At 74.4% G+C, this 25,449-nt stretch carries 21 protein-coding genes; 7 read left to right on the forward strand and 14 right to left on the reverse strand.

Annotated elements, in window-relative coordinates; genetic code table 11:
* Nucleotides 1-3: 3 nt before the first annotated feature.
* On the reverse strand, nt 4-1,122 hold the full coding sequence (locus tag ACIGHB_RS19040; protein WP_399914420.1) for a glutamate--cysteine ligase: 1,119 nt from the start codon (nt 1,120-1,122) through the stop codon (nt 4-6).
* Nucleotides 1,123-1,286: 164 nt separating this feature from the next.
* A complete protein-coding gene (locus ACIGHB_RS19045; RefSeq protein WP_360309684.1) occupies nt 1,287-1,472 on the reverse strand; it encodes a hypothetical protein in 186 nt (61 codons plus the stop codon).
* Between the two features lie 176 nt (nt 1,473-1,648).
* Between ACIGHB_RS19045 and ACIGHB_RS19050 the strand changes: the two genes are divergently transcribed.
* Entirely contained in the window at nt 1,649-2,140 is a 492-nt protein-coding gene (locus ACIGHB_RS19050) for a GNAT family N-acetyltransferase (RefSeq protein WP_399914422.1), read from the forward strand.
* A gap of 67 nt (nt 2,141-2,207) precedes the next feature.
* Here ACIGHB_RS19050 and ACIGHB_RS19055 read toward each other — a convergent pair whose 3' ends face one another.
* Nucleotides 2,208-3,326: a sigma-70 family RNA polymerase sigma factor gene (locus tag ACIGHB_RS19055; protein WP_399914423.1), complete on the reverse strand. Its 1,119-nt coding sequence runs from the start codon at nt 3,324-3,326 to the stop codon at nt 2,208-2,210.
* Entirely contained in the window at nt 3,323-4,552 is a 1,230-nt protein-coding gene (locus tag ACIGHB_RS19060) for an NAD(P)/FAD-dependent oxidoreductase (protein WP_399914425.1), read from the reverse strand. The genes ACIGHB_RS19055 and ACIGHB_RS19060 overlap by 4 nt, the downstream gene beginning before the upstream one ends.
* 671 nt (nt 4,553-5,223) lie before the next feature.
* Here ACIGHB_RS19060 and ACIGHB_RS19065 point away from each other — a divergent pair.
* The gene (locus ACIGHB_RS19065; RefSeq protein WP_399914427.1) at nt 5,224-6,858 is read left to right on the forward strand and encodes an FG-GAP repeat domain-containing protein; all 1,635 of its coding nucleotides are present in this window, start codon (nt 5,224-5,226) and stop codon (nt 6,856-6,858) included.
* Here ACIGHB_RS19065 and ACIGHB_RS19070 read toward each other — a convergent pair.
* From ACIGHB_RS19070 to ACIGHB_RS19080, 3 genes are all read right to left on the reverse strand, one after another.
* Nucleotides 6,855-7,937, reverse strand: a complete 1,083-nt coding sequence (locus ACIGHB_RS19070; RefSeq protein ID WP_399914428.1) for a CU044_5270 family protein — start codon at nt 7,935-7,937, stop codon at nt 6,855-6,857. The genes ACIGHB_RS19065 and ACIGHB_RS19070 overlap by 4 nt on opposite strands.
* Nucleotides 7,934-8,635, reverse strand: coding sequence for an RNA polymerase sigma factor (locus ACIGHB_RS19075; protein ID WP_399914430.1), 702 nt, complete (start codon nt 8,633-8,635; stop codon nt 7,934-7,936). The genes ACIGHB_RS19070 and ACIGHB_RS19075 overlap by 4 nt, the downstream gene beginning before the upstream one ends.
* A 123-nt stretch (nt 8,636-8,758) precedes the next feature.
* On the reverse strand, nt 8,759-8,998 hold the full coding sequence (locus ACIGHB_RS19080) for a hypothetical protein (RefSeq protein ID WP_399914432.1): 240 nt from the start codon (nt 8,996-8,998) through the stop codon (nt 8,759-8,761).
* Between the two features lie 861 nt (nt 8,999-9,859).
* On the opposite strand from ACIGHB_RS19080, the gene ACIGHB_RS19085 reads away from it, so the two are divergent.
* Both ACIGHB_RS19085 and ACIGHB_RS19090 read left to right on the forward strand, forming a co-directional pair.
* Nucleotides 9,860-10,294: a hypothetical protein gene (locus tag ACIGHB_RS19085; RefSeq protein WP_399914434.1), complete on the forward strand. Its 435-nt coding sequence runs from the start codon at nt 9,860-9,862 to the stop codon at nt 10,292-10,294.
* Between the two features lie 235 nt (nt 10,295-10,529).
* A complete protein-coding gene (locus tag ACIGHB_RS19090) occupies nt 10,530-11,720 on the forward strand; it encodes a wax ester/triacylglycerol synthase domain-containing protein (protein ID WP_399914436.1) in 1,191 nt (396 codons plus the stop codon).
* 69 nt (nt 11,721-11,789) lie between these two features.
* Here the strand turns inward: ACIGHB_RS19090 and ACIGHB_RS19095 are convergent, their stop codons facing one another.
* The gene (locus ACIGHB_RS19095; protein ID WP_399914438.1) at nt 11,790-12,617 is read right to left on the reverse strand and encodes an ABC transporter permease; all 828 of its coding nucleotides are present in this window, start codon (nt 12,615-12,617) and stop codon (nt 11,790-11,792) included.
* Nucleotides 12,614-13,552, reverse strand: a complete 939-nt coding sequence (locus tag ACIGHB_RS19100) for an ATP-binding cassette domain-containing protein (protein ID WP_399914440.1) — start codon at nt 13,550-13,552, stop codon at nt 12,614-12,616. Before ACIGHB_RS19100 ends, ACIGHB_RS19095 begins: the two co-directional genes overlap by 4 nt.
* 172 nt (nt 13,553-13,724) lie before the next feature.
* On the opposite strand from ACIGHB_RS19100, the gene ACIGHB_RS19105 reads away from it, so the two are divergent.
* Nucleotides 13,725-14,363 (forward strand): PadR family transcriptional regulator, encoded by a 639-nt coding sequence (locus tag ACIGHB_RS19105; protein WP_360309720.1) that lies wholly within the window; start codon nt 13,725-13,727, stop codon nt 14,361-14,363.
* Here the strand turns inward: ACIGHB_RS19105 and ACIGHB_RS19110 are convergent.
* Nucleotides 14,360-15,361: an ArsR/SmtB family transcription factor gene (locus tag ACIGHB_RS19110; protein WP_399914442.1), complete on the reverse strand. Its 1,002-nt coding sequence runs from the start codon at nt 15,359-15,361 to the stop codon at nt 14,360-14,362. The two genes, ACIGHB_RS19105 and ACIGHB_RS19110, sit on opposite strands and share 4 nt — an antisense overlap.
* An 84-nt stretch (nt 15,362-15,445) precedes the next feature.
* Between ACIGHB_RS19110 and ACIGHB_RS19115 the strand changes: the two genes are divergently transcribed.
* Nucleotides 15,446-16,588: an alpha/beta hydrolase family protein gene (locus ACIGHB_RS19115; protein WP_399914444.1), complete on the forward strand. Its 1,143-nt coding sequence runs from the start codon at nt 15,446-15,448 to the stop codon at nt 16,586-16,588.
* Between the two features lie 6 nt (nt 16,589-16,594).
* Here the strand turns inward: ACIGHB_RS19115 and ACIGHB_RS19120 are convergent, their stop codons facing one another.
* From ACIGHB_RS19120 to ACIGHB_RS19135, 4 genes are all read right to left on the reverse strand, one after another.
* Nucleotides 16,595-19,270: an NACHT domain-containing protein gene (locus tag ACIGHB_RS19120; RefSeq protein WP_399914445.1), complete on the reverse strand. Its 2,676-nt coding sequence runs from the start codon at nt 19,268-19,270 to the stop codon at nt 16,595-16,597.
* Between the two features lie 112 nt (nt 19,271-19,382).
* Complete coding sequence (locus ACIGHB_RS19125; RefSeq protein ID WP_399914447.1) at nt 19,383-19,817, reverse strand: hypothetical protein; 435 nt, start codon at nt 19,815-19,817, stop codon at nt 19,383-19,385.
* Between the two features lie 72 nt (nt 19,818-19,889).
* Nucleotides 19,890-20,528 (reverse strand): SMI1/KNR4 family protein, encoded by a 639-nt coding sequence (locus ACIGHB_RS19130; protein WP_399914449.1) that lies wholly within the window; start codon nt 20,526-20,528, stop codon nt 19,890-19,892.
* A gap of 281 nt (nt 20,529-20,809) precedes the next feature.
* Entirely contained in the window at nt 20,810-24,421 is a 3,612-nt protein-coding gene (locus ACIGHB_RS19135) for an AfsR/SARP family transcriptional regulator (RefSeq protein ID WP_399914451.1), read from the reverse strand.
* A 237-nt stretch (nt 24,422-24,658) separates the two neighbouring features.
* On the opposite strand from ACIGHB_RS19135, the gene ACIGHB_RS19140 reads away from it, so the two are divergent.
* Nucleotides 24,659-25,417 carry an SDR family oxidoreductase gene (locus ACIGHB_RS19140; protein WP_399914453.1) on the forward strand — a complete coding sequence of 253 codons (759 nt, stop codon included), beginning with the start codon at nt 24,659-24,661 and terminating at the stop codon, nt 25,415-25,417.
* The last annotated feature ends 32 nt before the right edge of the window (nt 25,418-25,449 follow it).

A 25,449-nucleotide genomic window follows, 5' to 3' on the forward strand; every position in this document is an offset into this window, starting at 1 on the left:
CGTTCAGGAGCCGCCCGGGTCCGTGGTGATGCGGGCGCAGGCGCGGACCACCTCGCCGAGCTCCATGCCCTCCGCCCGGAGGGCGCGCTGACGGTGGGCACCGCCGCCGCGGGTGAGGAGGTCCTTGAGGGCGGCACGGGCCCGGTCCAGGTCGCCGGTGTCGCGCAGGGCGGCCTCGGTGTGGGCGACGAGGGCGTCGAAGGCGGCCTCCGGCGGGACGGGACGCAGGGTCCGGGGGTCGAGGAGGGGGCCCTCGGGGCCGGAGCGGGCGGCCTGCCAGGCGGCGAGCCTGAGGAGGTCGAGCGGGACGCGGGGGACCGGTTCTCCCGCCCGCCACGCCCGCGCCTCGGTCTCCACCAGGGCGCGGGCCAGGGTGGCGACCAGCACGGTGGTGTCGGGTTCGAGGCAGACGTCGGCGACGCGGATCTCGACGGTGGGGAAGGTGTGGGAGAGGCGGGCGTCGAAGTAGATCATGCCCTGGTCGCGCAGGACTCCGGTGCCCAGCAGGTCGCGCACGCGCGCGTGGTAGCCGGCGGCGTTGCCGAACGGCTCGTACGGGCCCGCGGAGGGGAGGCGGTACCAGACGCGGCTGCGGTATCCGGCGTATCCGGTGTCCTTTCCCTGCCAGTAGGGCGAGTTGGCGCTGATCGCGGTGAGGAGCGGGAGCCAGGGACGGATGCGGTCGAGGACCCCGACGCCTTCGTCGTCCGACTCGACCGAGACGTGGACGTGGCATCCGCCGGTGAGCTGTTCCTCCGCCGTCAGGCCGAACTGGTCGGCCAGCCAGCGGTACCGGCGCCCGAGGCTGCGGTTGGGCCGCACGGGCATCGGGGAGGTCGCCAGCGCGGCGACCTGGGCGCCGACGCCTTCCGCGTGGCGGCCGGCCTCGCCGCGCCACCGGACGATCTCCTCCCGGAGGGCGCCCATGTCCGCGACGGGGCGGGTGGCGAACTCCAGCTGTTCCTGGTGGAGTTCCTTCTCGAAGACGGCTCCGGCCGCCTCCCCGGCGGCCGAGGCGAGGACGGCGGACGAGAGGGCGAGCGGTTCCCCGGTCCGGGCGCTGACGAGCAGCAGCTCCTCCTCCACGCCTACCGTACGGGTGCTGTGGTGCGGCTGGGCCACGCTGGTGTTCCTTCCTTCGGAGCTGGGCTGTGCCGTCCGCACGGGGAGGCTGTGCCGGTCCCGTGCGGGGGCGTGCCGTCTCGGGGCTGTGCCGGTCCGCGCCCGCACGGTGGGGCTGTGCCGGTCCGCGCGGTGCTCCGCGCGCCTACCCCGGATCGGGCGGGTCAGGCGCTGCCCCGCGGATCGCTCTCCTCCCCAGCCCTGCGGGCTCGGCGCCGTTCGGTCTCCGCGCGGGCCTCCTCCTGGAGCCGGCGCCCCTCCGCCTTGCGGACGGGATCCTGGAGGGCCTTGCCGTCGGACTCCCGCATGGCGCCCCGGGCTCGCTTGAACAGGGTGTTCATCATGCTCATCTCACGTCTTCCTGGGCCGTCGGGTTTGCCCTGTCAGGGGTTCCCGTGCCCGTACACCTTTCGGACAAAACGTCTCTATTGCCCCATTCCCTTCAAGGGGTCACGCGTGACGGAGGAGGCGCCCCGGACGGCTAGAGTCGGAAGCCCCCACCTCCCGCGAAGAACCTGGACTCGTCATGACCACCGCGCAGGGCCGCCCCGCTCCTCCCACCGTCCGCCCGGCGACCCTGGAAGACCTCGGCGCCCTCCAGGCACTGGCGCGGCGCACCATCGACACCTGCTACCGCGGCTTCCTCGGTGACGAGGCGGTGGACTGGTTCCTCGGCAGCGGCGCTTCGGACGCGCATGTGAAGACCCACCTGGAGCAGGGGGGCGCGCACTGCCTCGTCCAGGACGGCCGGATCGTCGGCCTCTCGATCCTCGACGGGCCCACGGTCGACCTCATGATGATCGACCCGGAGCACCACCGCCGGGGGCTGGGCGGCTTCCTGCTCCGGCACGCGGAGGAGACGCTGCTCCCCCGGTACGCGACCGTCCGGCTGGAGACGTTCACCTCCAACACGGCGGCCGTGTCCTTCTACGAGGCGTGCGGCTGGCTCCGCGGGGAGCCGCTGGAGGGCGAGGGGCCGGACAAGGTCGAGTACACCAGGAGCCGCGCGGCCGGCTGAGGATCGGCGGACTCGTCCACCGTCGGGGAGCCGGCCGCGTCGGCGCCTGTTCGCGTAGGCGCCCTGGTCAGGAGGGAGGCGCCGACCGCCCGCGCGTGGAGGTGGAGGGCCGCCACAGGACGGTGAGGGGGGCGTCCGGCTCACCGCGCCGCCAGGCTTCGGCGAGACGGGCGATGCGGTGGGGGGCGGCGATGCCGCGCAGGGTGGCGATCCTGCCTCCCGCGAGATCGAACAGGGCGGCCCCGATGACCTTGTCGCCGATCACGAAGAGAAGGGCCGGAGCCCGGTTGACGAGCGCGTAGTGGACGGTGGGGACGCCTCCGGCGAGGCGCTGCTTCGCGGGGGTCGGCCGGAAGCCGGCCCGTACGAGGGCGGCCACCCGCTCCGGAGTCGCGTAGTGCAGCAGCTTCCTGGCCAGACCGGCGCCGTCGGAGATCGCGGTCACGTCGTCGGTGAGGAGCGCGACGAGCCGTTCGGTGCGACCCGAGGCCGCGGCGGCGAGGAATTCCTCGACGACCCTGCGGGCGGCCGCCGGGTCGGCCTCCCCGCCGCGCCGCGCGGTGGTGAGACGGCGCCGGGCCCGGTGGAGGTGCTGCTGGCCGGCGGACGCGGAGATGTCGAGGAGGTCGGCGATCTCGGCATGGCTGTACGAGAACGCCTCGCGCAGGATGTAGACGGCCCGTTCGAGGGGCGTGAGGCGCTCCATGAGGGTCAGGACGGCCAGGGACACGGATTCGCGCTGTTCGACGGTGTCGGCGGGGCCGAGCATCGGGTCGCCGTCGAGCAGCGGTTCGGGCACCCAGCCGCCGACGGCGCGTTCCCGGCGGGCGTGGGCGGAGCGGAGCCGGTCGAGGCACAGGTTGGTGACCACCTTGGTCAGCCATGCCTCCGGAACCCTGAACCGCCGCCGGTCGGCGGCCTGCCACTGCAGGAACGCGTCCTGGACGACGTCCTCGGCGTCGGAGGCCGAGCCCAGCATGCGGTAGGCCAGTGAGGCCAGCCGGTTCCGGTGGGCCTCGAACCGGCCGGTGTCGAAGCGGTCGGGGCCGAAGTAGCCCGCTTCGACACCGTCGGCGCCGGAGCGGTCGGGGCCGCGGCCCGCATCGACACCGTCAGGGCCGAAGCCGTCGGTGCCGAAGCCGTCGGTCGTCGTGTTGTTCACCGTGATCGCCTCCGGGGGTGTCACACGGCCGCCTTGCCGGCGGGCGCCTCCGGCGCGTGTGCCGGCGCCCACGCGTCCGGCAGGGCGGCGACGAGCCGGCGCTTCCGGCCGGGCAGGCCGAAGGTGGGGTGCGAGGTGGCCCACAGCGCCGTCGCGAGGATGGCCGCCTTGATCCGCGCCGCGCCGCTTCCGCCCAGGAACTTCGGCTTCGGGCGCGCCGCGCCGTCGACCACCTGCACGAGGGCGTCCCGTCGTCCGAGGCTGATGTGGTTGCCCACGTACGTCAGCTTGACGCGCGGGATCCCGCCGCCGGTGAGGCGGCCCAGGATCGCGGCCGCGGCCTGCTTGCCGGTGAAGCCGGCCGAGGCGCAGGACATCGGCAGCGGGTGGCCGTTGTCGCCGATGGCATGAGCGCCGTCGCCGACGGCGTACATGTCCGGGTGCGAGACCGACCGCATGGTGCGGTCGACGACGATCCGGCCGGTCTCCGTGACCTCAAGGCCCGAGGCGGCGGCGATCGGCTGGACCGCGAACCCGGCCGCCCACACGATCGCGTCCGCCTCCAGGACGGTGCCGTCCGCGCAGAGCGCCCGCGTCGCCTCGACGGCCTCGACGGCGGTGTGCTCGACGACGGTGACGCCCAGCCGGCCGCAGGCCCGGCGGAGGTGGAGGCGGGCTCCCGCGGAGAGCGTGGCGCCCAGCTCACGGCGGGCGAGGAGGGTCACCGACAGGCCCGGCCGGGACTCGGCGATCTCGGTCGCGGTCTCGATGCCGGTCAGGCCGTCGCCGACGACCAGGACCTTCCCGCCCTCGGGGCGCCGGGCCAGGTGGTCGAGGTGGGCGCGCAGGCGCAGCGCGGCGGGCCGGGAGGCGACGTCGAAGGCGTGCTCGGCCACGCCGGGGACGCCGTGGTCGGCGACGTGGCTGCCCAGCGCGTGGACGAGGGTGTCGTAGCCGAGGTCGCCGCCGCCCTCGGCGTCGGCCACGGTGACGACGCGGCGCTCGGGGTCGACGGCGGTGACACGCGCCACGCGCAGCCGTACCGGCGTGCCCGCGAAGACGTCCGCGAGCCGGGGCGCCGCGATGTCCTGCCCGGCCGCGAGCTGGTGCAGCCGGAGCCGTTGGACGAAGTCCGGCTCGGCGTTGACCACGGTGATCTCGGCGTCGGCCGGGGACAGCCGGCGCGCCAGCGTTCCGGCCACGTGGGCCCCTGCGTAGCCGGCGCCGAGGACGACGATGCGGTGCTTCATGGCGGGCTCCCGTCTGTGGTGTGCGCTTTCGGCGACTTGAACGGGACAGCCCACCGATTCCTGACAGGTATGGGAGGTGACCTGGGTCACACATGGTCCGGAGGTACGTCGGATACGGAGCCCTGCTGTACTCCGCCTGGTGACAGGCGTACGGAGATGTGGTGGTACGCCGCGATCGCGGCGGGGCCGAGGCCGGGATCGGGGAGGGTGGCCTCGATGAACGCGCGGACCGCACGAGGAGGACCTGGCGCCTGGTCTCGTGGGCCGCCGGGGCGCCGCCGCTCACGGTCACGAGGAACGTCGTGGAGAGCGCGGCGCGACGCCGCCCAGGCGGCGCAGCTCGTCCGTCTCGCACCGGCCGGCCTCGGCGCGCAGCGGCCTCAGGCGCCGCCGCACCCGGAGTAGGCCGGGCGGAGGGTGGCGGCGGGCGGGTGGAGCTGACGGACTCCGAAAGTGGTGTGCGCGTTCGAACATTCTTGTCAGTACACTCCGCCCACGCATCCGGGGGGGGTGTTGTCACTCCGCACGGCCCGTCGACAGGGCCGTGCGGCGATGCCGCAGACCTCGTTCCGGTCCGATTCCACGTTCCCCAGGGGGGACCTTTGCCTTTCGCTTTCTCCGGGCGTGCCGGTCGTGTCACCACGTGCACCGCGCTCGCCCTGTCCGCCGGCATGCTGACGGCATCGCCGGCCGTTGCCGAGTCGGCGCCCCGGCTCGCTCTGGAGCGGACGCTGACCGACACCTCGGCGGTGCCGACGCTCGACGAGCCGCGGGCGGGTACGGCCCGTGCCGCCGGGGCGACGGCCGTGCCGCGCCCCCGTTTCGACGTGACGGGCGACGGCAAGACCGACCTGATCCACCGCACGCGCAACGGCATCACCTTCGTCGCTCCGTCCTCGGGCGGGGCGCACGTCGCGTTCGACACCGCCGGGACGTCCACCGATCTCGACCTCGTCCCGCTCGGCGACCAGAACGCCACCGGCAAGCCCGAGGTGCTCTCGGTCTCCGCGACCGGCGCCCTGCGCCTGTACGCGGACGCCTCCACCACCAAGGGGACACTGCGGTGGACCGGCCACGGCTGGAACATCTACAACAAGGTGTTCTCGCCCGGTGACGTCGACGGCGACGGCAGGGCCGACGTCATGGCCCGCCGGTACGACGGCGAGCTGTACTTCTACCGCGCGACCGGGACACTGACGGCGCCCTTCGCCGGCCCCGTGCGGGTGGGCCCCGGCTGGGGCGCGTACGACCAGCTCGTGGGTCTCGGCGACAACGACGGCGACGGCAGGGGCGACCTGCTCGCCCGTACCCCCGCCGGCCAGGTGTACTTCTACGGCAGCACCGGCGACAAGCGGGCGCCGTTCAAGCCGCGCAAGGCGCTCGCCACCGGCTGGCAGGTGTACAACCAGATCGTCGCCGTCGACGACCGTGACCTCGACGGCCGCGCCGACGTCTTCGCGCGCGACCTGAACGGCACGCTGTGGGCCTACTACGGCCGCGGCAACGGAACGTTCACGTCGCGGGCGCAGACCGGCACCGCCTGGAACAAGGTGGAGCAGTTCGGCGGGGCGGGCAACATCCCCTCCCTCGGCAAGACCCTGTTCATGGGCCGCGACCTGGCCGGAACCCTCTTCTGGCACCGCGGCCTGAACAACGGCAAGCTCGCCGCCCGCGAGCAGATCAGCAGCGTCGGCGGCTGGGCGGGCGCGCACATCTCGCTCGCCTACGCGCTGGACGGCAACACGCTCCCCGACCTCGTGGTCGTCCACCGGGGCCACCTGATCAACACCTCCAACAAGAAGGACTTCGGCGGCGGCTGGCAGGTCTACGACCGGCTCGTCGGCCCCGGCGACCTGAGCGGCGACGGCACGTCGGACCTCCTCGCCCGCGACACCTCCGGCGTCCTGTACCTGTACCGGGGCAACGGCGCCGGTACGGGCTTCGCCTCCCGCGTCCGCGTCGGTTCCGGCTGGAACGCGTACGACCAGATCCTCGGCGCGGGCGACTACACCGGCGACGGCCGCGCGGACGTCCTGGCCCGCGACGGCGTCGGCAAGCTCTTCCTGCACAGGGGTACGGGCTCCGCCACGGCCCCGTTCGCCGCCCGGACGCTGATCGGCGGCGGCTGGGGCGCGTACGCCCGGCTGGTGGCCCCGGGCGACATCAGCGGCGACGGCCGGGCCGACCTGCTCGCGGTGACCGCGGCCGGCGACCTGTACCGCTACCTGGGCACCGGCACCAGCGCCGCGATCAGCGCGCGGCACAAGATCGGCCACGGCTTCCAGACGTACAGCAACCTGTACTAGAGACGGCCGAAGGCGCTCCGCACCGGCCCTCCGGTGCGGAGCGCCCGCCCCTCGCTACGAGGTCCTGCCCCTCGCTGCGGGGTCCTGCCTCCCTCGTCCACGATGCCGACGGCCACGAGCGCCACGGACGACACCTCGGTGCCCGCCTCGCCCCAGGCACTGTCCTCGAGGAGTACGGTCCGCTCGCCCAGGAGCCGGGCGGTGCGCGCGTCGAGGATCCATTCCCTCCTCTCGCCGGCGTGCGCACGCGCCACGGCGACGCCGCGACGTCCCGCGGCATCGACGGCGTCGGGCACCACCTCGACGCCGGGGATGAGGGCGGCGGCGCGGTAGAGGGCCGCGGTGAGCTCGGGACCGGCGGCACCGCTGCGGAGCAGGTCGCCGATGGTGACGAACGACTGCTGGTCCGGGCCCGTCGTGGAGCCCGATCCGGCGCCGTGGTTCTTCTCTGCGTCCTCGCGGATCAACCTCAGCAGGACCCGGGGATCGGTCGGCAGGGTGGCGAGGAAGGCGTACGTCGGCGAGCCGAGGCCGCCGCCGTCCTCGGGGCCGCGCAGGACGATGTCCTTCCCGTCCTCGCGCTGGAGCGTGCTCGCGCTGCCGTCCACCGACGTCCACTGCTCAAGGTTCTCGTTCTCGCGCAGGAGCTCCATCCGCCCGTCCTGGTTCTCCGACAGCGCCGACGTGTGGCCGACGGTCTTGACGTACACGTACTGCCCGGCCTGAGCCTTCTTCTTGGGCGTGGTGTCGGCGGCGGCCAGGGCTGCCCTCTCCAGCAGTCGGACCGACGCGACGGTGGCCGGGGGCGCCTGTCCCGGTCCCGAGGAGGCGCCGGGGCCGAGGCCCGCCACCACGACGGTGGCGCCGGCGGCCAGGGCGGCCCCCAGCACGAGGACCGTCCGCCGGCGCGGTCGCCGAGCGCGACGAGGGGACAGGGCGTGTGCCTGGCGGTCGATCTCGCCGAGGAGGTGCCGGCGGCGAGCCTCCATGCACGCGGTCGGGAGGTCCGGGCAGGACGGCGCCGGCAGGGCCTCCTGCGCCTGCTCGCGCTCGAACCGTTCGCGCCGCTCCGCGTTCATCGGGTCCCCCTCCTGTGGGATGCGCGGGCTGTGGCCACCCCGCTGGTCGGCAGAGGTCCGCGGCGGCGCCGCGGCTCCGTGCTTCGCGCGTCGGCCGCCGGTTCTTGGACGGCCGGTTCTTGGACAACCGGTTCTCGGGCAGCCGGTTCTCGGGCCGCCAGTTCCTCCGCCGCCAGTTCTTCCTCGACGAGCCGGCGCAGCTTCCCTCTGGCCCTGGAGAGCCGGGACCGTACGGTGCCGACCGGAATCCCCAGCGCTTCGGCGGCAGCCGCGTACCCGAGTCCGGACCAGGCGACCAGGGTGAACACCTCGCGCTCCGTCCGCTTCAGGCGTCGCAAGGCCCGGGAGACGGCGGCGAGCCGCCGGCCGTCGGCCAGCCGGCCGACGACTTCGCCGGAGAAGTCAGGCTGCGGCTCCGGGGGAGGCAGCCGCCGCATCGCTTCCCGGTGCCTGCGGGCCGCCCTGGCGGTGTTGCGCATCACGTTGGTCGCGATGCCCAGCAGCCAGCCGCGGACGCTGACCACGTCCGCCAGCTTGTCGCGTAACCGCCACGCTTCGAGGAAGGTGAGGGACATGACGTCCTCGGCGACGGCCCAGTCACCTGTCGTGCGGACGGCATGGGCGTAGACGACGCGTGCGTGCTCGTCGAAGATCTCGGCGAACGCGGCCCGGTCTCCGGACCGGACGCGTTCGTTCACAGGGGACTCCACGACCACAAGTGTCCGCACGCTCCGATCGGTTCCCTCTTCGGAGCCTGGGAGTGATCACGATCACGCGGAGACCGGACGTGACGTCGCGAAGGGGCCGCACTCCCGGGCCCTTCAGCCTGACCGGCCTGCGGCGAAGGCGATGAAGCCCCACACGCACACGGCGACGAAAACCACGAAGGCCGCGGGCCCGGTCCAGCGGAACACGTCCTCACCGATGTGCGCGAGCCCGGAGGCGATGCCTTCGCCGGGCGTGTTGTAGTCCGCGCTGTTGTTCCTGCCCTTGCACCGGTGGTGGGAGAAGAGGAGCCAGGCGAGGCCGCGAAGGATCCCGAGCAGGAGGAACAGGATCAACCCGGTGATCATCGGCGGTAAGAGGGGACGAGCCGAGAGGGGTGAGTACGCATCCATGCCGCCACGGTTCCACTCCCCGGGCTCCGGCTACCTGAGTACGCGTACTCAGGTAGCCGGCCCCCTCCGGGCGCTGGCCCCGGGAGGGGGCGGGGCACAGTCGGGGTGAGGCACGGCCGGGGGGGCGTCAGAACACCGCCTCCAGAGGCTGTTCGGACCAGATGACCTTGCCGCGGTCCGTGTGACGCATGCCCCAGCGCCGGGTGATCTGAGCGATCATGAACAGACCGCGGCTGCCTTCGTCCTTCAAGGAACTGGCCCACCGGGACGATCCCACCTTCGGTCTCCTCGTCGAAGCGGACGACGAGCGTTCCAAGGCCCGGCAGACCCGGATATCCGAAGCGAGTCCGGCCATCCAGCCGTTCTTCTACTGGTTCATGGTCGTGGCCCTGGCCGCCACCGTCGGCGCCTTCGCCCTCGGCCTGCCCCGCGACCGCGGGCCCTCGCACCCTCACCCTGCTGTGCGTGCTCGCCGTGCTGTTCACCGGAACCCTGCCGCGCGACGCGGACGGCAGGCGCAGCACTCTGCCCGCCTCAACCGGGTGACGCCTCCACGGCCGACCTCGGGCACCGCCTCGGGCAGCGGGCTGACCCTCCAGTACAACGGAAGGGACCACACTTCAGCATCCTCCGGAACACGGAGGGCACGTACAGCTTCCTCGACCGCGAGGGCAACTGGCGTCGGGCCGGATGCGGCTACCACAGCTGCGGCTGACCGTATGCCTTCCACGACATGACGGCCCGGCAGGAGGAGCCGGGACCCTAGGCTGGGGGCCCGATACCCGACCGAGGGAGAGACCTGACGTGGATCCGATCACCGCAGGCGCGCTCGCGGCACTGGCGGGCGGCATCGGTGCCGAGGCCGGCCGCGAGGCGTGGCTGGGGCTGGCCGCGCTGGTACGGCGCCCGTTCCGGCGCGGCGCGGCCTCGGAGGAGGCCGGGGAGAGCGCGGAGCCGGCGATCAGCTCCGGCGAGGTCGAGGTCGCCGCGCTGGAGAGCGCGCCCGCCGACCCCGTCCGCGCCCAGGCGCTCGCCACCGCGCTGGGCGTGCGCGCCGCGCTGGACGCCGAGTTCCGCGCCCGGCTCGACGAGTGGTGGCAGCAGGCGCGGACGGCGCGGTCCGGCCCCGTCAGCAACCACATCAGCGGTACGGTGCACGGCGCCGCCGTCCAGGGGCGTGACTTCTCCGGCGTGACCTTCCACGTCACCCGCCCGCCCGCCGCGAACGACCAGGACTAGCCCGGCACCGGCCCCGGCCGCGCGCCGACGTCTCGCACTCCCCCGGCGGGAGGGGGCCGGTCTCCTCGCCGAGGCCGGCCTTCGGCGCGTCCCGGGCCGCCGTGTCCCCCGGTTGACCGCCTCGTTCGTCACTGCGGCTTTCGATCGAGCGAGGACGAGGTGGGTCATGCGGGTCCGAGGGGTGCCGGAGAAGGGAAGCGGGGGCCGTGCCGGGGCGGCGGACCGGCCGGGGAGGATGAACGCGCTCGACCGCGCGTTCGCGCTGCTGCCCGCGCGGGGCGCCGCGCCGATGGTGGTGGGCCACGTCCTGGACTTCCCCGCCGGGGCGTTCACGCTCGACGAGCTGCGCGGGCGCGTGGCCGAGCGGGCACCGGGTCTTGAGCCGCTGGGTGTCGTGGCGGACGCGGGGGCTCGCCGCTGGACCCGCACCCCGCCGCCGGAGCCCCGGGTGCACGTCCGTGAGGAGCGGGCGGACGGGCGGCTGGCCGAGGCGACCGACGCGTGCCTGCGGGCGCCGCTGCCCGCCCGTCCGGCGCCCGGCTGGGACCTGCGGCTGCTGACGTGCCTAACGGAGCGGGTGTCGCGGGTGTGCTTCCGTATCGAGCACGCCGTGACGGACGGGGTCGGCGCGGCGCACGTGGTGGCCGCGCTGCTGGCCGACGATCCGGTCGCAGGCCCGTACCCGTACCGGCCGCCGGGGCCGGGCCGGGCCTCCCTGCGATGGCTGGGGGCTTCGCCGTTCGAGCGGTTCCCGGAGCACGAGACGGTTCCCCCGGGATGCGCGTCGGTACCGAGCGGGCGGGCGTCGCTGGTGTACGCGGACGTCCCGGACGGGGAGCTGCGGGCGGTGGCGTCGCGGTGGGGCGCGGGTGTCAACGACGTGTACCTGACCGCTGTTGCCGGCGCGTTCGCGGCCTTCCAGCGGCGGGAGGCGGGGCGGGTGCACGACCTGCGGGTGGTGATGCCGATGTCCGTCCGTACGGAGGGGGCGCGGCTGGCCCCGGGGAACGCCGCGCTGCCGGCGGTCCTGCGGCTGCCGTGCACCGCGCCCGGTCCGCGCGAGCGGCTGGAGGCCGTGGTCGCGCAGACCCGCGCGCACAAGGCGTCCGGGCTGCGGGAGGGCGGCTGGAAGGCCCTGCTGCGCATGCCGCCCCGCTTCCTCCTCCGGACGACGGAACGCGCCCGGTTCCGGCTGGCCGCCAGCCACATCGGCGTCCACGGCGCCTACCGCGTCCTGGGCACTCCCCCGCTCGCCGCGAGCGTCTTCGGCCTGAACAGCCCCGGCATGCTCGGCTACGTCTCCCTGACCCGGACGCAGGCCACCGCCCGGCTCGCGGTCGTCCACGACCGGTCCCACGGCGCGGCCGGCGACCTGCCCGCCCTGTGGGTGAAGTCCCTCGCCGAACTCGCCGAGCGCGTCATGTAGTCGCCGCGTGGCCTCGCTCGGGGAGGGCGGCGGCACACCGCCCTCCCCGCCCTCACCGGCCCGCCTCCGTCAGCGGCTGAGGTCGCGGAAGCGCTTCACCGCCAGCGGGAAGAAGACCGCGACGAGGGCCAGGGGCCAGGCCACCGCGAGGAGTTCGGCGTGGGTGGCGGCCCAGGAGTCGCCGTCCGCTCCGGGGTTGCCGAACAGGCCGCGTACGGCCGTGGCCGTGGCCGACATCGGGTTCCATTCCACGGCCGCGCCCAGCCACTCCGGCATCGACGCGGGCGAGGCGAGGGCGTTGGAGAGGAAGGTGACCGGCCAGACGAGGATCTGGACGGCCTGGACGAGTTCCGGCTTGCCCGCGACCATCGCCAGGTGGATCCCGATCCACAGCATCGCGAAGCGCAGCAGCAGGAGCAGTCCCACGGCGCCCAGGAAGGCGGCGGGGCCTTCGCTCCAGCGCCAGCCGATCGCGTAGCCGACCGCGATCATCACGACCAGTCCGACGGCCGACTGGAGCATGTCGGCGACGCTCCGGCCGACCAGGACCGCGCCGGAGTGCATCGGCATCGAGCGGAACCGGTCGATCACGCCCTTGCCGAGGTCCTGGGTGACCGACGTCATCGTCGCCTCCAGGCCGAAGGCCATGGTCATGGTGAGCATGCCGGGGACCAGGTAGGAGGTGAAGTCGCCCTCGACGCCCCGGCCACCGCCGATGAGGTAGCCGAACATCAGCATCATCATGACCGGGAAGACCAGGCCGACGACCACCTGCACGGGCTGGCGCGCCCAGTGGGCGAGCTCGCGCCGGGTCATCGTCCAGGAGTCGGCGACCGCCCAGCCGAGCCGGGAACGGGTGGGGTGCGCGGTGACCGCGCTGTGCGCCACGGCGCTCATGCGGCGTCCTCCTTCGTCAGGTGCATGAAGACCTCGTCGAGCGTGGGCCTGCGGACCGCGATGTCCTCCGCCTCGATGCCGGCGGTCTCCAGCGCCCGTACGGTTCCGGTGAGCGCGGCCATGCGGTCGCCGACCACGGCGCTGACCAGCCGCCGGTCCTCGTCCACCGTCACCTCTCCGGGGAGGAGCGCGGCGGCGTCCGCCAGCCGGCGGGCGTCGCGGACGACCACGTCGACGCGGTCGCCGCCGGTCTTCGACTTCAGCTCGTCCGCCGTGCCCTCCGCGATGACCTTGCCGTGGTCGATCACGGCGATCCGGTCGGCGAGCTGGTCCGCCTCCTCCAGGTACTGCGTGGTCAGCAGGACGGTGGTGCCGCCGCCGACCAGCGACCGCACCGCGTTCCACACCTCGGTGCGGCCCCGGGGGTCGAGCCCGGTGGTGGGCTCGTCCAGGAAGAGCACCTCCGGCCGGGAGATGAGCGACGCGGCGAGGTCGAGGCGGCGGCGCATGCCGCCGCTGTACTGCTTGACGGCCTTGCGGCCGGTGTCCGCGAGCCCGAACCGCTCCAGGAGTTCGTCGGCCCGCGCGCCCGCCCGGCGGGCGCCGAGGTGGTAGAGGCGGCCGAACATCTCCAGGTTCTGGCGTCCGCCGAGCTCCTCGTCGACGGCGGCGTGCTGGCCCAGCAGCCCGATCCGCGCGCGCACCTCGGCGGCCCGGGTCCGTACGTCGGTGCCCGCCACCTCGACGCGTCCCTCGTCGGGGCGCAGCAGCGTGGACATGATGCGGACGGCGGTGGTCTTGCCGGCGCCGTTCGGGCCGAGGACGCCCTGGACGGTTCCCGCGCGGACCGTGAGGTCGAGGCCGTCGAGGGCCTGCTTGTCCCCGTACTTCTTCCGTAGACCTTCGACGACGATCGCCAGATCGTGGTCAGACAACGCACCCTCCCGGCACTCACTGATCAAACTTGACTAGAGAAGACCGTACGCCCCTCGACCCGACTAGTCAAGCTTGATTACCCAAGTGCGGCGGCGGCGGTCACCTCGGGTAGTCAAACTTGTACAGTTGCAGGAGTGAGAGCCCTCCACGAGGGACGGGAAGGAGACGCGCATGTCAGCGATCCGGCTGCTGATCCTCGGCGCCGTCCGCCAGCACGGGCGGGCCCACGGCTACCAGGTACGCAACGACCTGGAGTTCTGGGGGGCCCACGAGTGGTCCAACGCCAAGCCGGGGTCGATCTACCACGCGCTCAAGCAGATGGCGAAGCAGGGGCTGCTCCTCGCGCACGAGGTCGCGCCGAGCACCGCCGGCGGCCCGCCCCGGGTCGAGTACGAGATCAACGACAAGGGCACGGAGGAGTACTTCACGCTGCTGCGCGAGGCCCTGACCTCCCACGACCAGAAGGCCGACGTGCTCTCCGCCGGCATCGGCTTCATGGTGGACCTGCCCCGGGACGAGGCCGTCGCGCTGCTGAGGCGCCGGATCGCGGGCCTTGAGGAGTGGCGGGCCTCGGTCACCGAGTACTACACGCCCGAGGACGGCCCCGGCCAGCTCGGCCACATCGGCGAGATCATGAACATGTGGCTGCACTCCGCCGACGCGGGCGCGGAGTGGACGCGCGGCCTGATCGAGCGGATCGAGGGCGGCGCGTACACCTTCGCCGGGGAGGGCGACCCGTTCGTCGGCGTCCTGGCGGAGGACGACCCGAACCCGTACGCGACGGGCCCGCACCCCGAGGACGACCGCTAGGGCGTGTCCGACCCCGATCCTCCGGACAGGCCGTAGGCGCTCCGTCCCGCGACCAGCGTGCCGAGGGCCGTGCGCAGGTGGGTGACCGAGCGGCCCGTGCGGGTCGTCGTCACCATGCCCGCCGATCTGAGCGCCGCCGCGTGGGACGAGGCCGTCGCGTCGCTGACGTGGAGGGCGCGGGCCAGGGACGACGTGGTGTGCGGCTCGGCGAGGAGGCGCAGGGCGTCCAGCCGGGTGCGGCCCAGGACGGCGGCCAGGCTCTCGGCGGGGGCGACCGGGCGCCCCTCGGCGAGCGGGAGCCCGGGACCGGCCGGGTACGTCAGGACCGCGGGACGGCCAGGGGTGTCCTGGAGAAGGGGACCCGCCGGGTGGTGGAAGGTCGGCAGCAGGACCAGGCCGCGCCCGTCGAGGCGGAGGTCGCGGTCGGGGATCGCGCCGGGCCACTCCCACACGCCCTCATGGAGCCGGCCGCCCGGCGCCAGCCCTGTCAGCGCGGCGGCCACGCCGTGCTCGGCCGCCGTCAGGGCGTAACGGGCGAACTCCTCGCGGTGCAGGTCCTGTACGACGGACCAGACCGGGGCGAGGACCGTCTCGTACGCGGCCCGCTGGGCGCGGTACACGGTGCGCCAGGCCGTCTCGTCGCCCTCGTGCAGGCCGCGCAGCCAGTGAGGGACACCGCGCACCGCCCCGTACACCCGCTCCAGTTCGGAGCGGACGAGACCGGGGCCGGTGGCCCGGATCCGCTCGAAGCCGTCGGCCAGGGAGTCGCCGAGGACGTCGAGGAAGGACGGCGGTCGGCCCGCCGGAACCAGGTCGGCGAGCGGGCCGCTCGCGGGCGGGAGAGAGCGCAGGACGCGGGCGCGCCACGGCACCGTCAGCGGCCCGCCGCCCGGGGTGACGGCGGTCGTCAGAGCGGCGTGGAGCTCCTGGAGCGGCGCCGGGCGGGGTGCGAACCGGACGCGGGCGAAGTCCTCCGCGGTGAAGTGGACGCGCAGCACTCGCACAACTCCTCGTCCGGGGCGAGCCTTTCGGCCAGGGCCTGAACCTTCGCGCCGGGACGGCCCCGTCCCCAGGATGTCCGTATGACGTCTCGACGCGCTTTTCTGAAAGGCACCCTATGCGGGAGTGCCGCCGTCCTGCTGCCCACGGCCGCGTCCGCCGCCGCCGGCGGCGGCCCGGTCCTCCGGCTGCCGCCGCCGACCGGCCCGTACCCCGTGGGCATGCGGACGGTCTGTCTGACGGACCCGGACCGTGCCGACCCGTGGGTGGGCGGCGTACGGCAGGTGATGCTGACCGTCCTCTACCCGGCCCGATCGCTACGCGGCTTCCCCCGGGCCCCGCAGCTCACGCGGCGCGAGGCCGACGTGTTCGCCGAGTACGCGCCGTACGTCCGCCCGGGACTTCCGGAGCTCGGGGCGGTGGACTGGGGCGCGGTCCTCACCCATGGCCACCGGGGCGCGCCGCCCCTGCCCGGGCGGCGGCCGGTCCTGGTGTACTCGCCCGGCGGCGGCGACTCCCGCACGCTCGGCACGACCCTCGGCGAGGACCTGGCGAGCCACGGCCGCGTGGTCGTCCTCGTCGACCACCCCGGTGACGCCTCCCAGGTGGAACTGCCGACCGGGATGCGGCGGACCGTCCTGTTCGGACCGCCGGACCCGGCGACCTTCCGCACGATGGTGGACACCCGGGTAGCGGACCTCCGTCTGGTCCTCGACCGGCTCGGCGACCTGCCGCTCGCACCCGTCATGGACGCCCGCCGGATCGGGTTGTACGGGCATTCGGCGGGCGGCACGGCGGTGGTGCGGGCGGCCTGCCGGGACCGCCGGGTCGGCGCGGTGGCGAACCTGGAGGGCTATCTCGACCTGTACCCGACGCCGGTCGGCTTCGCGCGGCCGCTGCTGCTGTTCCGCACCGACGGGTTCGACGGGGCGGCCCGTATCACGTCCTCCTGGGCGGGCCTTCCCGGCCGCCGGATGCTGCTCTCCGACGCGAACCACTGGGCGTTCACCGACTACGGCCCGCTGGTCGCGCGGCTCCACACCGCCGGTCTCGTGACGGCTGCGGCGCGGGCCGCGCTCATCGGGACCGGCGACCCGGCGGTGACCCTCGCGGAGGTACGGCGCCGGGTGGGGGGCTTCTTCGCCCGCCACCTGCCGGAGCGGGACCACGCGGAGGGGCCGGTGCCCCTCCCGGGCCGCGCCACGGGGCGGCCGGAGGCCGGCTGAGGGTTCTCAGCCGCCCCAGCCCTCGTCGGAGTCGAACTGCCGCTCCCACAGGGCGAAGCTCTCCGGCTGGAGCCCGTAGGCGCTGTACTCCTTCAGCGCGGCGTCGACCTGCGGCGGCAGGGACGTCATCGATCCAAGGTCGCAGACGATCCGCCACCCGGGGTCATGTGCCCGCCGTTCCCCGGGAGTCAGGGCCTCCGGCCGCAGGCGTACCTGGAGGAGGTGGCGGCCGGTGCTGACGCCGCGGGGCCGGAACTCGTGCACCGCGACCTCGTCGACGTGCCGCCACTCGAAGCGGGAGGCGTACTTGTCCCGCCACCGGCACTCCAGGGTGTCGCGGTTCAGGCGCAGGTCGACGACGTAGGGCGGCAGGATCCGGGTGAGCAGGGTGAGCAGGAAGCCCAGCAGCATCAGTCCGGGACCGAGCAGGAGCCACATGCCGCCCCACATGGAGCAGACCAGGGTGAGGAGGACTCCCGAGGTGACCCCCCGTTTCAGCGGCGCGACGTTGGTCCTGCGGACCCGCAGCCGGAACGCGATGCCGGCATCGCTGGTGTGGGTGATCGCCTCGGGAGGCAGGGCGTCCCGGCCGGAGCGCCGCGCCCTGCGCCTCGCCCCCAGCGGGGTGGTCTCCGCGAGCCGTTCCTGGAGGCGGACGCTGCGGAACTGGTAGACGCCGCCGGTCTGCCGCAGGACGCCCTGCCGGTGCGCGTCGGCCAGATAGCGGGGCAGGCCCCACGGAGCCCGGCGGGTCAGCGCCAGCGTCGTCCGGCCGAGCAGCCACCGGCTCCAGGGGCTGACGCACACGAGCATCATGGACGCGCCGAGCCACGCGGCGACACCGGCGGACAGCGCGGAGGCGCCCGAGCGGCTCAGCTCCACGATGCCGACGCCGAACCCCGCGACCGGCCCGATGACCGTGATGCCGAGCAGGACGGCCGCGTGCTCGCTGCGCAGGAGGATCCGCGGCGTCGTCGCGTCCTCGCCGCGGTCGGTCGGAGCCGCGTACATCACGGCGAGCAGGACGCACAGGACGGGGCAGAGCCCGCCGCAGATCCGCCAGACCAGGGGGCCGTCCGTGGGCCGGGTCACCGACCAGACGCCCACCACGAAGGCGGGGATCGCGAAGAACAGCGCGCCTGACAGGCCCTTCCGGTCGGTGGCCCTGACGGCCGAGCGCAGCGCCGCTCCGGGGCGCAGCAGGTGGACGCGGCGCCTGGGCTCGCCGAACTTGAGTTCCGTGTACCAGGTACGGCCGGCGAGCTGGGCCCCGAGGCCGACCAGCACCCCGAACCCGAACGACGCCGAGGCCAGCAGCCCTCCCACGGCGCTTGGCCTGCCCGCCATCCCCCAGATGGTCCCGCCGGCCAGGATCGACACCTGGAGCGCCAGAAACCCGGCCACGACGAGCAGGGGCACCGCCGCCACGCGGGCCCAGGGCGTGGCCTCGTGCAGTCGCCACCACGCCAGATCCGGTGTGCCCGCCCTGGCGAGATGCTCGGCCAGTGTCTCGGCGTACTTCCGCGCCCGCTCGGCCTTCCAGCGGCGCGGTGGTTCCCAGCGGTCGTCCGACGGGACCCGGCCGTCGAACGCGACGGGGACGAACCGGTCGAGCAGGTGGTCCTCGATGGCCTGCCGTGTCGGATAGGCCGCCGGGTCGGCGAGTTCGGCCGGCTCGGTGGCCGGGTCCGCGTACACGGTCCGGGCCAGCCACAGCATCAGCGGCGTCGACAGGGCCGAGGCCGCCGGTCCGGTGGGCGTCGCCCGGATCCGCTGGAACAGCGGTTGCCATCGCGGTCGCAGGTGGGGCGCTGTGCTGGTGGCCAGGTAGGTGACCGCGTCGCCGGCTTCGAGCGGTTGCGCCTCCAGGCAGGCCGTGGACCTGAGCATGACGTCCCGCGCGGGTCCTTCGAACGCCTCCGTCCGCGAGGTGAGGATCAGCGGCCTGCCGTCGTACAGCGCACGGTTGAGGCCGTGCAGCGCCGAGGACCGGCGCGCGGCCGGCATCTCGTCGAGACCGTCCAGCACCGGCAGCACCACCGATCCGGCACGCTTCCACAGCTCGGCCGCGGGATGGCGGCCCGAAAGGCGCGGTAAGCCCGGGTAGTCCGCCGCGAGCCTGCGGATGAACCACGCGTCGAAGGTCTCCCGTTCCGGATCCCACGACGCCATGGACATCGGGACCGGAACCGGCAGCTGTCCCACCGCACGGACCGGCTCGCCGCCGCCTGGAGGCGTGAGCCTGCGCTTGAGCAGCTCCAGCGTGAGCAGGACGGCCAGCGCGGTCTTTCCCGAGCCGGCACCGCCCAGGATGACGAGCCGGCGCTGCGGGAGGCCGAGGAACCCCGCGACCATGTCGGGGACTTGGTCGCCGCGGGGCGCGTCGGCCGCGTCGTTCGGCGCCGCGCGCCGAGCCCACTGGAGACGCGGCTTCCACCGCACCGCCAACGACGGCCGGTCGCCTCCGATGTCCCAGACCTTCGCTTCCTCGCGCCACTGCCGGAACACCGCCTCGGCCAGGGCGCGTGTCGCCCTGTCCTCGGGCGTCTCGGCCGGCGGGGCGTGGAAGTGGATGTCGCCGTAGTTGTCCCGGAACTGGACGACGATATCGGCGTTGCCGTTGAAGACGTTGCGGAAACCGCCGTCTCCGAACTCGCCGCCGGCCGGCCCCCGCTCGGTCATCGGCCCCCCATGAGTCGCTTCCGCTCGGACGGTGGCATCGTAGCCACGAGGGTCGCGCACGGCCCGGGATTCGGCAACGGGAGCACACGCGCGACCTCGGACCCACGCGTCCTCAGTGGAAGTTCATCGGACCGTGGAAATCCCTGCCCATGACGACGTTGTGCTGCGTGCCGCCTTCGATCGTGTTGTGGACGTCGCCCTCGCCGGTCCGCCGCGCCCTCTCGTCCTCGGCCGCCCGGCCCTCCGACCGCCACCACGCCTCAAGGCCCGCGCGGAAGGCGGCGTCCTGCCCGGCCCGCAGTTCCAGTGCGGCCAGCAGCGCACGAGCGTCGACGACGGCCCGCTCCTCGCGCCCGACGCTCCGCTCCAAGGCGTCGGCCTCGGCCACACCCGGGGGCAGGGGGACCGCGCCGGCCCGCTCCGTGTCCGGCCCCGGGCCGCGCCTCACCAGTTCCCGCAGGGCCGTCCACGCCTGGGCTCCCGCGGCCCCCGCCGTACCGCCGGCCAACGCGACGAGAAGTTCGGCCACCATCGCTTCCACGAGCACCTCCGGTCTCCCCGCACCCACTGTGCGATCCAGCGAGCGTAGCGTCCGGGGGCGAAGTCACGGCCGTCCAGGTCAGGTTCGGATCTGCCACTCCAAGCAGCGGTGGCCTGATCCGTCCTCGTAGGGTGCGGGCCGGTAGAAGAGGAACGGACCGTCGGATTCGACAGCGTCGGCCAGGGTACGGAAGAGCTGGGTCAGGCTCGTGGCCCACAGGGTTCCGTCCAGGTCCCCGGACCCGATGCCCATCTCGTACACGTGACCGTACGAGGGTCCGGGTCGGTGATCGACGAAGGCCACCCCGCCGTCGTTGGGCAGCGCGAACGGCACGCAGCGGTGCAGGTTCACGGCCAGTTCGTCGTCCTCCCACAGGTCGGCGTCGATGTTGTCCTCGCCGACGTCCACGAGCACGTCGTACATCGTCATGATGTCGTCCACCCCGCACAGGCGGTGGCCCGAGGGGAGGAAGGCACCGGCGGGGAGGCGTCGGCCGGAGCCGGGATCGGCCACGGGTTCGCCGGCTCCGTCATGCTGCCGCAGCAGGGCCGTGAGCTCCGGGTGCAGACCGAAGCCGAGCCGGGACTCCAGCGCGGCGAGCCGCTCGCGCTCCGCCGGCCTTCGCAGCATGGCGTGATCGGCGGGCGAGTGCGCGGCGAGCCAGGACTCGAACCGCGTCCACTCCCGCTCGAAGGCGGAGAGGTCTGTCTGTGTCATCCGCCGAACATAGACGGTCGCACGGACAGCGAGGTCCCGGGGCAGGCGGAGTGGGTGGGGCAGGCAGGGTGGGTGGGGCAGGCAGGGTGGGTGGGGCAGGCGGGGTGGGCGGGGCAGGCGGGGTGGGCGGGGCCGGCGGGGTGGGCGGGGCCGGCACGAGCGGCACGAGTCCGGCCATGCCCGCTCACGGGCTCGTCGTGCGCGAGTCGTGGCTGGGCGGTGGCCCTGAAGTGCCGTTCACCCGGTCGCTGGGCGGTGGCGCTGAGGTCCCGAGGGCCCGCTCACCTGGCCGGTGGCCCTGAAGTGCTGATCACCTGCCGGACGACCTCCTCCGCGTCGAGCCGCTCGCCCCGGGCGCGGGCGGCCGTGTACGCGTCGTCCCCCAACAGCGCGCGCACGACCGTCTCCGCCCGCTCCACGTCCCCCCTCTCCGCCGGGGGCAGCGGCGCTCCGGTCGACGCCCGCAACGTCCCCGCCGCGCCCAGCAGCAGAGCCGCCTCCTCGCCCCGCCCGTCCAGGGCATGGGCGCCCGCCAGTCCCTCCAGGCCCAGCGCCACCGCCCGCGGGTCCCCGCTCGCCCGAGCCGTCGCGTAGCCCTCCTCGTGCAGCCTGAGCGCACCCTGCGCGTCGCCCCGCAGCTCCGCCGCGAAGCCCAGTTCCGCGAGGATCAGCGCGTTGGCGCCGTCGAGCCCGACCAGCCGGTGCCACGCGAGGACCTCGCGGAGGTGGACCTCGGCCTCGTCCAGCAGGCCCTCCCGGCGGGCTCCGAGGCCCAGGCCGAGGACGGCGTTGATCTCACCCGCCCGGAAGCCGGCCTCGACGGCCGCGTCGCGTCCCGCCCGGTGGTACACGCGCGCCTGCCCCAGCTCTCCCCTGAGGAGCGCCGTCCGGCCGAGACCCGACAGCAGGTCGGGCACCTCGGTGGTGAGCCCGAAGCCCTCGGCGGTCTCCAGCGCGGCACGCTTCAGCCGGTCCGCCCGCTCGTACGCGCCGCGGATCTCCGCCACGGTCGCCAGCGGGTACACCGACCACAGCCCCCCGCAGGCGTCGCCGACCGCCGCGAAGAGCGCGGCGCTGCGGGTCGCGTCGGCTTCGGCGCCCGCCAGATCGCCCCTGAGCAGCCGCTGTACGGACCGGTCGCCGAGGGCGGCCGCCTCGCCCCACGTCTCCCCGGTCCGGATGTATCCGTCGAGCGCCGCGTTCGTCAGGTCCTCGCCCTCGCTCTGGCTTCCGGTGCCGCAGAGCGCGTGGGCGAGGAACCAGCGGGCCCACGCGCGCCCGGCGGTGCCGGCCCCATAGGCCGCGTCGACGGACGCGAGCGCGCTCGCGATGCGTCCGTGGCGGTCCGTGCCGTCGCCGCTCATCACGGTGAGCCCGGTCCGCCAGACAGCGACCCGGGCTTGAAGCCGGGCGAGGGCCCTGGGACCGGGCACCGGGTCGGAGGAGGTGCCTGCCTCACCGGGTACCGGTTCCCGGGCGGAGGAGACAGCCGCCCCGTCAGGTACCGGGTCGGCCGGGGCGCCCGCCCCACCAGGTGCCGGGTCGGCCGGGGCTCCCGCCGTGGCCAGCGCCGTCGCCGTCGCCGTCGAACGGACCGCCTCGCCCAGGCGCCCGCGCAGCACCCAGTACCAGGCCAGCGCGTCCACGAGCCGCAGCGCGTGCTCGGCGTCGCCGCGCCGCGCCGCGCGGTCGAGGGCGGCGCGCAGGTTCGGCGACTCGGCGTCGAGGCGGGCCAGCCACTCCCGCTGCGCGGGGCCGCGGAGCTCCGGCTCGGCGGTCTCGGCGAGGCGCGTGTAGTACGCGAGGTGCCGGCCGTGCACGGCCTCGGTCTCCCCCGCCTCCGCCATTCGCTCGACGCAGTACGCGGCGACGGATTCGAGCAGCCGGTAGCGCGGTCCGTCCTTCCCGTCGACGGCGATGACCAGGGAACGGTCCACCAGCCGGGCCAGCAGGTCCAGTACGTCGGCGGCCGCGACCTCGCCGCCCCCGCACACCTCTTCCGCCGCGTCCAGCGTGCAGCCCTCGGCGTGGACGGCGAGGCGGCGCAGGACGAGACGCTCCGGCGCGGGCAACAGCTCCCAGCTCCAGTCGATCACCGCGCGGAGCGTCTGCTGCCGGGCTGGGGCGCCCCGCTGTCCGGCGCTGAGCAGCCGGAACCGGTCGTCGAGCCGCTCGCGCAGCCGGTGGACGCCGAGCGCGCGCACCCGGGTGGCGGCCAGTTCCAGGGCGAGCGGTACGCCGTCGAGGCGCCGGCAGATGTCCTCGACGGCGGCCCGCTGGGCGTCGTCCGGGACGAATCCGGGCGCGGAGTCGGCCGCCCGGGCCACGAACAGCTCGACGGCGCCGGGGAGGTCGAGCGGGGGAACCGGCCACAGCGTCTCCCCGGCGAGTGCCAGGGGCTCCTGGCTCGTCGTCAGCACCACGAGGTCGGCGGCGGTGCGCAGGAGCAGCTCCGCCAGCGCGGCGGCCTCGTCGATGACGTGCTCGCAGTTGTCGAGGAGGAGCAGCATCCGCTTGTCGCGCAGGACGTCGGCCAGTCGCTCGGCGCCGCTCGGCGTCCGTCCCGTCTCGGGCCGTACGCCCCAGGCTCCGTCGTCGCGCAGCCGGAGGGCGGCGGCGACGACCTCGGCCAGCTCGCCGTGCGCGCCGGCGAGCTCGACCAGCCAGACGCCGTCGGGGAACAGCTCCCGCGCCCGGCCGGCGGCCTGAACGGCCAGGCGCGTCTTGCCGACGCCTCCGGGCCCGGTGAGCGTGACGAGCCGGCGGCCGGCGAGCAGCGCGCCGACCTCCTCGACGGCCGCGTCCCGCCCGACGAGCCCACTGATGGCCGTGGGCAGATTGCCACGCGGGCCGGCCCGGCCGGCGGCATCGGCTGGGCTGTCGGCATCGGCTGCGCCGGGGGCGGGCAGGTCGGTGGCGGACAGGTCGGGATCCGCCTCGCCGGTAGCGGCCCGGCCAATTGCGCGCGGGTCAGTTGCAGGCAGTTCGGCATCGGCCCCGCCGGTAGCGGCCCGACCGGCAGCGGGCAGGTCGGTGCCCGCCTGTCCGGTGCCGACCCGGCCGGTCTCCCGAGCGGCCTGCGCCGCGGCTTCCGACGTCGGGGCTCCCGAAGCCGGTTGCGCGTCCGGCTCTCGTACGTCCGCTGCCAGGGCCGGGTCCTGGCGCAGCATCGCCCGTTGGAGGCCGGCCAGTTCCGGGCTCGGGTCGAGGCCCAGGTCCTCGGCGAGTCGGGCGCGCAGCTCCTCGTATCCCGCCAGGGCCTCGCTCTGCCGGCCCGAGCGGTAGAGGGCGCGCAGTTGCACGGCGCGGAGCCGCTCGCGCAGCGGGTGGGTCGCGACGAGCTCCGCCAACTCGCCTACCAGCATGGCGTGTTCGCCTGCGGCGAGACGCGCCTCCGCCGCCTCCTCGCGCACGACGAGCCGCTCCTCCTCCAGCCGGTGGGCGGCCGCGCGGGTGAACGGCTCGTCCGCGAAGTCCGCGAACGCGGGTCCGCGCCACACGCCGAGCGCCTCGGCGAACAGCGCGGCGCGGCGCTCCGGTTCGGGTACGGCGCGGGCTCGGGTGGCGAGCGCGGCGAACCGCTCCGCGTCCAAGGCGCCTTCGGGGAGGACCAGTTGATAGCCGGGCGCGCGCGAGGCCAGCAGGGCGCGGCCGCCCGGTTCGGCCTCCTCCAGGACGCGTCGCAGCTGGGAGACCTTGGCCTGGAGGGCGCGCAGCGGACGGCCCGGCGGCTCCTCGCCCCACAGGTCGTCGACGAGGCGGTGGGTGGCGACCGGGCGGCCCGTGTCGACGAGGAGCGAGGCGAGCAGGGCACGCACCTTGAGTTCGGGGACCCGGACGGGCCGCCCGTCCTCGGTCCACACGGCCGTCTCCCCCAGCACCCCGAATCGCATGGGATCACCGTAACTCCCGCCGGAGCCGGGGCCACACCAAGCCCGCACCCGGCCCGCACCCGGCCCGAGCAGTCCCGGAGCCGCCCCCGAATCAGGTCCGAGCAGCCCCCCGAACGGAGCCGTACAGAACCCGAACCGGCCCCGAACCAAACCCGAACCGGACCCGAGCCGATCCCGAACAGCTCTCCCGCAGAGTCGTCCCCGTCAGCAGGAAACACCACCACCGAGGAGACTCCGATGGCCCGCTCCACCACCCTCACCGGCAAGACCGCGCTCGTCACCGGCGCCAGCCGCGGCATCGGCCGCGCGATCGCCCTGCGGCTGGCCGCCGACGGCGCCCGCGTCGCCGTCCACTACGCCAGCAACGAGGCCGCCGCGAAGGAGACGGTCGCCGCGATCGAGGCGTCCGGCGGCTCCGCGTTCGCGATCCGCACCGAACTGGGCGTCCCCGGGGACGCCGAGGCCCTCTGGCGGGCCTTCGACGCGCACGCCGACGGCGTCGACATCCTGGTCAACAACGCCGGGATCGCCGGCGCGGGCACCATCGACGAGGTCGAGGAGGCCGACTACGACCGGGTCTTCGCGGTCAACGCCAAGGCACCGTTCTTCATCGTCAAGCACGGCCTCGACCGGCTGCGGGACGGCGGCCGGATCATCAACATCTCCTCCGGCGTCACCAAGGTCGCCTTCCCCGGCATGACCTCGTACGCCGCGTCCAAGGGCGCGGTCGAGGTGCTCACCCTGACCCTCGCCCAGACCCTCGGTTCGCGGGGCATCACCGTCAACGCGGTGTCGCCCGGCACCATCGAGACGGACATCCACCCCTGGATGGCCGACCCGGCCGCCAAGGCGCACGCCGCCGGGTTCTCGGTCTTCGACCGGGTCGGTCAGCCGGGAGACGTGGCCGACGTCGTCGGCTTCCTCGCCTCCGAGGACGCGCGCTGGGTGACCGGCCAGAACATCGACGCGAGCGGCGGCTCCGGCCTCGGTCTGTGACCTCCACCGCGCCCGCCCGCCTGCCCCCGGAC

The sequence above is a fragment of the Streptomyces sp. NPDC085460 genome (assembly GCF_044541975.1).
GTDB lineage: Bacteria > Actinomycetota > Actinomycetes > Streptomycetales > Streptomycetaceae > Streptomyces.